The sequence below is a fragment of the Paracraurococcus ruber genome (assembly GCF_004353985.1).
GTDB classification, from domain to species: domain Bacteria; phylum Pseudomonadota; class Alphaproteobacteria; order Acetobacterales; family Acetobacteraceae; genus Paracraurococcus; species Paracraurococcus ruber.
Genome location: NZ_SMOA01000300.1, coordinates 1 through 6,168, shown reverse-complemented (window position 1 = coordinate 6,168; position 6,168 = coordinate 1). Strand labels below are relative to the sequence as shown.

Sequence of the window (6,168 nt, the reverse complement as noted above, 5' to 3'; positions counted from 1 at the left end):
GCGGCGACGGGGGGCGCCGAGCGGGCCACCGGCGGCAGGGGCGCGGCCACGGGCGGCGCCGCCGCCGGCGCATCGCCATAGAGCCAGCGGGAGACGGTGTCGTAGCGGATGCGCAGAACCTCGGCGATGCGGCGGTAGCTGAAGCCGCGCTCCCGCAGCCGCTGCGCCGCCGCGCGCTGATCGGCATGCGGCCGGCCGGCGCCGACGCGGCGGGCTTCCCGCAGCGGGTCCAGCGCGGGGCCGTTGGTGACCTCCTGCATCTCCATGCGCGTCCTGCCCCGCCTGCCCTCAAGGCCCGGCAGTCTCCGGCCGGCGCTTTAAGAACCCGTTGTCGTGCCGCCGGCGGTGGCGCGGCGGGCGGGCGCTAAGGCTTTCTCAAGGACGGGGAGGCTTCCCTGCGGGCGAAGGCCGGACGACCTGGCCGGAGCCGAGCAGGAGGCAGGCGGCACGCATCCCATGGAGACGGCCTTGTCCCTTGCCCTGGTTCCCAACCTCGCCGCCGCCTACGACCAGTATTTCGGCAGCGGCCTGTACGACACGCGCTACCCGCGCCCGAACCGGGCGATGCAGGCGGCGATCGCCGCCGCCCTGCCCGCCGACGGCCGCGGCGCGGTGCTGGATTTCGGCTGCGGGACCGGCCGCTACCTGCCGCTGCTGCTGGCGCATCCCGGCCTCTCCGTCACCGGCTACGACATCAGCCGGGCGGCGATCACCGCCTGCGGCCGGCAATTCAGCGATGCGGCGGCGGAAGGCCGGCTGCGGCTGATCTGCGGCGAGATGCCGGTGCTGCAGCGGGCGCTGGAGCCGGCCAGCCAGGACACCATCCTGCTGATGTTCGGCGTGCTGGGCCATGTCCGCGGCCGGGCGGAGCGGGTGGCGCTGCTGCGCCGGCTGCACGCCCTGCTACGCCCGGGCGGCCGGCTGGTCGCCACCGTGCCCAGCCGGCGGCGGCGCTTCCGGGCGGAACAGCAGGCCTGCGCCAGGCTGGTGGCGGATGGCGTGCTGGAGCCGGGCGACATCCTCTACCGCCGCGACGGCGCGGAAGGCTCGGTCGAGCTGTACTACCACTTGTTCACCGCGGCGGAGTTCGCCGAGGACCTGGCCGCCGCCGGCTTCGCCCGCCCGCGGCTTTTCCCCGAAAGCGTGCTGCCGGAACGCGGCGCCATCGCCGGCCCGGGCGGCGCGCTGCTGGATGCCGCGCTGCGCCGGGTCTGCCCGCTGCCGCTGGCCTATGGCTTCGCCGCCTGCGTCGCGCGCGACGCCGCGGACCCGCCGCATGGCTGACCGCCGGCTGCCGGCCCTGCTGCTGGTCCTCCTGCTCGCCTTCGCCGGCGCGGGTCGGGCGCAGGCGCCCGACCCGCTGGACACGATCCGCCAGCGCGGCAGCATCACCATCGGCGTGAAGGCGGACTACCCGCTGTTCGGCCAGATGGGGCCGGACGGAAAGCCGGAGGGGCTGGAGATCGACCTGGCGCGCGACCTGGCGCGCCGGCTGGGGGTGGAGGCGCGGCTGGTCACCGTCACCTCCGCCAACCGGCTGCAGCGGCTGGAGGACGGCACGGTCGACCTCGTCCTCGCCACGCTGGGGGATACCGAGCAGCGGCGCGGCATCGCCACCCTGATCGAGCCGAACTACTACGCCAGCGGCGTGAACCTGATGGTCCCGCCGGACAGCCGCCTGCATGACTGGGGCGAGCTGCGCGGCCAGAAGGTCTGCGCCACGCAGGGTGCCTATTTCAACCGCCAGCTGGCGGAACGCACCCTGGTCGACCTGCAGCTCTTCGGCAACAACCGCGATGCGCGGCTGGCGGTGCGCGCCGGCCGCTGCGTCGGCTGGGCCTATGACGACACCGCCATCGCCAGCGAATTGGCGACGCCCGACTGGGCCGGCTGGAAGATGCCGCTGCGCAGTGCGCTGGTCACGCCCTGGGCGCTGGCCCTGCCGCGGTCGGCTGCCGGCAGCCGGCTGCAGCGGGCGGTCGAGGATGTCGTGGCCGACTGGCACCGCGACGGCACGCTGCTGCGCGCCGAGCAGCACTGGGGCATCCCGCAGAGCGACTTCCTGCGCCGCGCCAACGCCCTGTGGAACGAGACGGATGGCAGCGGCGCGCCGGTCTGCCGCCGGCTGGAGAATGGCCGCTGGCCGGAAGCCTGCCGCAACCGCGCCCTGCTGAGCTCGACCGAGGCGACGGGCCTGATGCGCCTCGGCCTCGCGGTGAAGGAGCACTTCGGCCTCGACCTCTCGGTGGTCTATGACGGCTACGACCGCCACGCCTTCCTGCTGGGGCTGCTGCGCACGCTGCTGCTGGTGCTGGGCAGCATGGCGGGCGCGCTGGCGCTGGGCGCCGCCGCCGCCATGCTCATGGGCCGCGGCCTGCTGCTGGCCTGGCCGGTGCAGGCGCTGGTGACGGCGCTGCGCATGACGCCGCCGCTGCTGCAGATCTACGTCCTGTTCTTCGGCCTGGGCGCCTGGCTGGCGACGCGCTGGGGGCTGGCGGTGGACCCGATGCTGGCGGTGCTGCTCTGCCTCTCGCTCTATGCCGGGGCGGCGGTGGCGCAGGCGCTGCGCGATGCGTCGGCGCTGCTGGCGGCGCAGGTGCCGGATTTCCGCCTGGGCCCGGCGACGCTGCGCCGCACGCTGCATGCCGCGCGCGGCAGCGTCACCGGCATCCTGGTCAACATCGCCAAGGCGACCGGCATGGCCAGCGCGATCGCGGTGCCGGAGCTGATCTCCGCCTCCACCTCCATCATGGCGGATCGCGGCAATCTGGGGGTGATGATGAACCTGCTGATGCTGACCTGGTTCCTGATCATCCTCGGCACCGTCGCGCTGCTGCGGCGGGGCGAGCGCTGGCTGGAACGTCAGGGCGCCGCATCCGGCGCGGGGGGCTGAGATGGACCTGCGCGAGCTTGCCGACCTGCTCTGGACCTGGACGCCCTTCCTGGCCGGCGGCTTCGGCTGGAACGTCACCGTCTCGGCCGTCGCCATGCTGCTGGGCAGCCTGTTCGGCGCCGGCCTCGCCTGGGCCCGCGGCCGGGACCGGCGGGAGGTCGTCTGGCTGGCGGCCGGCGCCACCAGCCTGAGCCGCAACCTGCCGACCTTCGTCTGCCTGTTCTACCTGGCCTTCCTGCTGCCGAAGGAGGTGGCGCTGGGCAGCCTGGTGCTGGAGGTGCCGGCCTGGTGCAAGGCGTCGCTCGCGCTCTCGGTCGCCGTCGCCGGCTATGTCGCCGACACGCTGGGCAGCGCGCTGGCCGACCGGCGGCGCGGCCGGCCGGATGCGATGCTGCTGCTGCTGCCGGCCTGGACGACCTATTTCCTGATCATCGTCATGGCGTCCTCCACCGCGTCGCTGATCGGCGTCAGCGAGATCGTGGCGCGCGCCAACATCGTCATCGGCGCCACCGGCCGCGACGACCTGATGGTCTGGGTCTACCTCTACGCCATGCTGTGGTTCCTGGTCTTCTGCTGGCCGCTGACCCTGCTGATGGGAAGGCTGCAGGAAGCGATCCGCGACCGCGGCCTGCTGCGCCCCGCCCCGGCCCGGCCCGCCTCCCCCGCGCCGGCGCCGGCCCACCCTGTCCCGGCCGGCGCCATGGCCGCCAGGCGCGGCTGACATCTTCCCCCGAAGCCCACCCCGAAGCCCGAAACAGGAGCGCAGCGGATGAGTGGAACCACCGGCCCGGCAATCCCGGCGCCGCCCCTCGATGTCCGGACGCTGACCCTGGCCCGCTGGAAGGACCTGACCAGCGCGCCGCTGCACATGCGTGGCGAGAACCTGCGCAAGCTGGATGCCGCGGTGGAGGCCTGGCTGCAGAACCGCCAGAGCGTCGCCGCCATGGACGCCATGCGGCAGGCCTTCCGCGCCTGGGCGGCGCACAAGTACCGGCAGAAGAACCGGATGCTGATGTACCCGCAGGATTTCCAGCGGCCGGTGAAGGACCAGCTCTGGGCGGATGAGCCGCGCAACAGCCGCGGCGCGCTGACCGCGCTGTTCCAGCTGCTCTTCCCGCCGGAGCTGCTGGCGCTGGAGAACGGGGCGGCCCGGCTTGGCCCGGCCGAGCGCGCCGCCATCGCCTGGTGGCAGCAGGAGATCGACCGCCGCGCCTGCGAGATCTTCAAGGGCCAGCGGCTGGAATTCCGCCTGCTGACGCCCGGCGCGCCGAAGGTCCGGCTGACCGAGGCGGCGCCCGACCCGGCCGAGCGCATCCGCCAGCGGCTGGACGCGCTGGCGGCCGAGGGGCAGGGCCTGGCCGGCCAGGCGGCCGCGGCGCTGGCGGCCGCCCCGGGCCGGGTCGCCGACCACCTGAAGGTCGCGGGCGGGGAGGACGCGGCGCTGGCCTGGCGCGCCGCCAAGCTGGGCAATGCCGCGCACAAGCTGGCGGAGCTGATCGACACCTCGCTCCGCACGATGGCCGATGCCGCGCATCCCGGCCTCAGCGAGGTGATCCTGAAGGCCATGGGCCTGACCAGCGCCGAGGTCGCGGCGCGCCTCGCCCCGGGGCTCAGCGGCGCGCTCAGCGTGCTGAAGGGCGGGCGGGAGATGGGGCAGGCGGTGCTGGCCTATCGCGGCGCCGCGGCGGTGCGGGCGCGGGAGGAGCTGTTCCGCGAGGGCGCGGCGCGCGAGGCGGTGCGCGGCATCGCCACCCTGCTGGAGGCGGAGGCGACGGCCAAGGCAAAGGCCGGCACGCGCCACCTGACGAGCGGCACGGCGGCGCTGGGCCTGGTGCTGGTCGATGGCGGCACCGTCTCCGGCCCCGCGGTGGGCGCCGCCACCGTGCTGGCGGACCTGCTGGTGCTGGCCGCCGAGTATGTCGAGGCCTGGAAGCACCGCGAGGCGGTGAATGCCTATCTCGAGCAGGTGGAGGCCGCCGGGCGGCTGGATGTCGGGCCCGGGCTGTTCTGCCACAGCCCGCTGCTCGGCGCCTACTACCTGCTGATCGCCGAGACCTCGACCGTCATCGCCCTCTGCCTCGACCGCATCAGCCAGCCCGGGGTGATGCAGGAGATCGAGACGATCGTGCGGGAGGACCTTCCCGGTGTGCTAGAGAAGGCGAGCGACCTGGTCGCCGCCTCCCACCTCGTCGTCCCCGGCCTGCTGAGCCACCGGCTGCACCACGACCGGACGCGGGTGACGCGGGCGAAGGAATTGGCGGCCGGCGCCGGCGCGGCGACGCGCGGCTTCTTCTCCCGCCTCGCCTCGGTCGCCTGCTTCCGCCGCGCGCTCGGCACCAACCCGCCGAGCGATCCGCGCTATGTCGGCATCAGCTCCACCGAGTATTTCGCGCAGCATCCGGACCAGGCGGCGTAGCCCCGGACAGCGACGTGGGCAGCGGCGGCAGGCGGTGCGCCGCCTGCGCCAGCATCAGGGCCGGCAGCCCGGCCGAGAGCAGCGGGATCTCCGCCTCGCCCAGCGTCCCACGGCCCAGCGTCCCAAGGCCCAGCGCCGATGCGCCGGCCCGGTCCAGGCCGCGCAGCCGGTCCAGCACCGACCGGTCGAGCGCCCCGGCGGTATCCGCGGCCGGGCAGGGCAGGCGGGCCATCGCCGCGGCGATGCCCTGCAGGCGCCCGGCGAGACCGGGGCCCAGCGCATCCTCCCCAAGCAGGTCGTGCAGCGACCCCAGCGCATCCAGCACCGCGAGGTGCCGGCATGTCGCCACCGGGTCGGCCAGCGCCGGCAGCGCCGCCGCGGCCGCCTGCCGCACCGCCTCCCCCAGCCGGCGCAGGGCACCGGCGCCGCGCCAGGGCAGGTCCAGCGCCTCGGCGCAGTCCACCACGGGCAGCCAGCGGGCGAGGCCGGCGGCCGCGGCTTCCCGCCCCGGCCACGCAGGACGGTCGCCGAGCCAGCGGGCGCGGCGGTCCAGCGCCTCCGCCAGGGCTGGCTGTGCCTCGGGGTCCCAGGGGCAGAGGCCGAGGCGGTCGCGCAGGCTCACCGCCTGCCGGGCCAGCCCCCCCCAGGCCATGAGCGTCGCCTGGTCTTCCGGCGGCGGCAGCGGCACGGGTTCGTCGCAGCGGCGGATCCATTCGGCCAGCCGCGCCCAGGACCCGGGATCCCAGGCCCCGCCGATGCCCAGCCGCCGCATCAGGTGCAGCGCCGCGGCGAGGCCGGCGAGGCGGCCGGCGAGCAGGGGGTCGGGCGGCGGCGGGCCGGCTTCCTCCGGCGGGCCGGC

Annotated in this window: 6 protein-coding genes; 4 read left to right on the top strand and 2 right to left on the bottom strand. The window is 75.1% G+C overall.

Annotated elements, in window-relative coordinates:
• Positions 1–260 (bottom strand): helix-turn-helix domain-containing protein (locus tag E2C05_RS27485; RefSeq protein WP_240046919.1); only part of this gene is annotated, 260 nt, incomplete at its 3' end.
• A 208-nt stretch (positions 261–468) separates the two neighbouring features.
• Here E2C05_RS27485 and E2C05_RS27480 point away from each other — a divergent pair.
• Genes E2C05_RS27480 through E2C05_RS27465 form a run of 4 tightly spaced genes read left to right on the top strand, consistent with a single transcriptional unit; the run spans position 469 to position 5,309 of the window.
• Positions 469–1,284, top strand: coding sequence for a class I SAM-dependent methyltransferase (locus E2C05_RS27480; protein WP_158292403.1), 816 nt, complete (start codon positions 469–471; stop codon positions 1,282–1,284).
• Complete coding sequence (locus E2C05_RS27475) at positions 1,277–2,893, top strand: transporter substrate-binding domain-containing protein (RefSeq protein ID WP_133222840.1); 1,617 nt, start codon at positions 1,277–1,279, stop codon at positions 2,891–2,893. The genes E2C05_RS27480 and E2C05_RS27475 overlap by 8 nt, the downstream gene beginning before the upstream one ends.
• Before the next feature lies 1 nt (position 2,894).
• Complete coding sequence (locus E2C05_RS27470; protein ID WP_133222839.1) at positions 2,895–3,614, top strand: ABC transporter permease subunit; 720 nt, start codon at positions 2,895–2,897, stop codon at positions 3,612–3,614.
• Positions 3,615–3,662: 48 nt separating this feature from the next.
• Positions 3,663–5,309 carry a hypothetical protein gene (locus tag E2C05_RS27465; RefSeq protein WP_133222838.1) on the top strand — a complete coding sequence of 549 codons (1,647 nt, stop codon included), beginning with the start codon at positions 3,663–3,665 and terminating at the stop codon, positions 5,307–5,309.
• Here the strand turns inward: E2C05_RS27465 and E2C05_RS33465 are convergent.
• The coding region (locus E2C05_RS33465; RefSeq protein WP_205083125.1) for a hypothetical protein at positions 5,263–6,168 on the bottom strand (906 nt) is incomplete at its 5' end. The two genes, E2C05_RS27465 and E2C05_RS33465, sit on opposite strands and share 47 nt — an antisense overlap.

Coding starts and splice junctions, on each gene's coding strand:
- E2C05_RS27475 (WP_133222840.1), top strand. CDS start 1,277: ATGGCTGACCGCCGGCTGCCGGCCCTGCTGCTGGTCCTCCTGCTCGCC.
- E2C05_RS27470 (WP_133222839.1), top strand. CDS start 2,895: ATGGACCTGCGCGAGCTTGCCGACCTGCTCTGGACCTGGACGCCCTTC.
- E2C05_RS27465 (WP_133222838.1), top strand. CDS start 3,663: ATGAGTGGAACCACCGGCCCGGCAATCCCGGCGCCGCCCCTCGATGTC.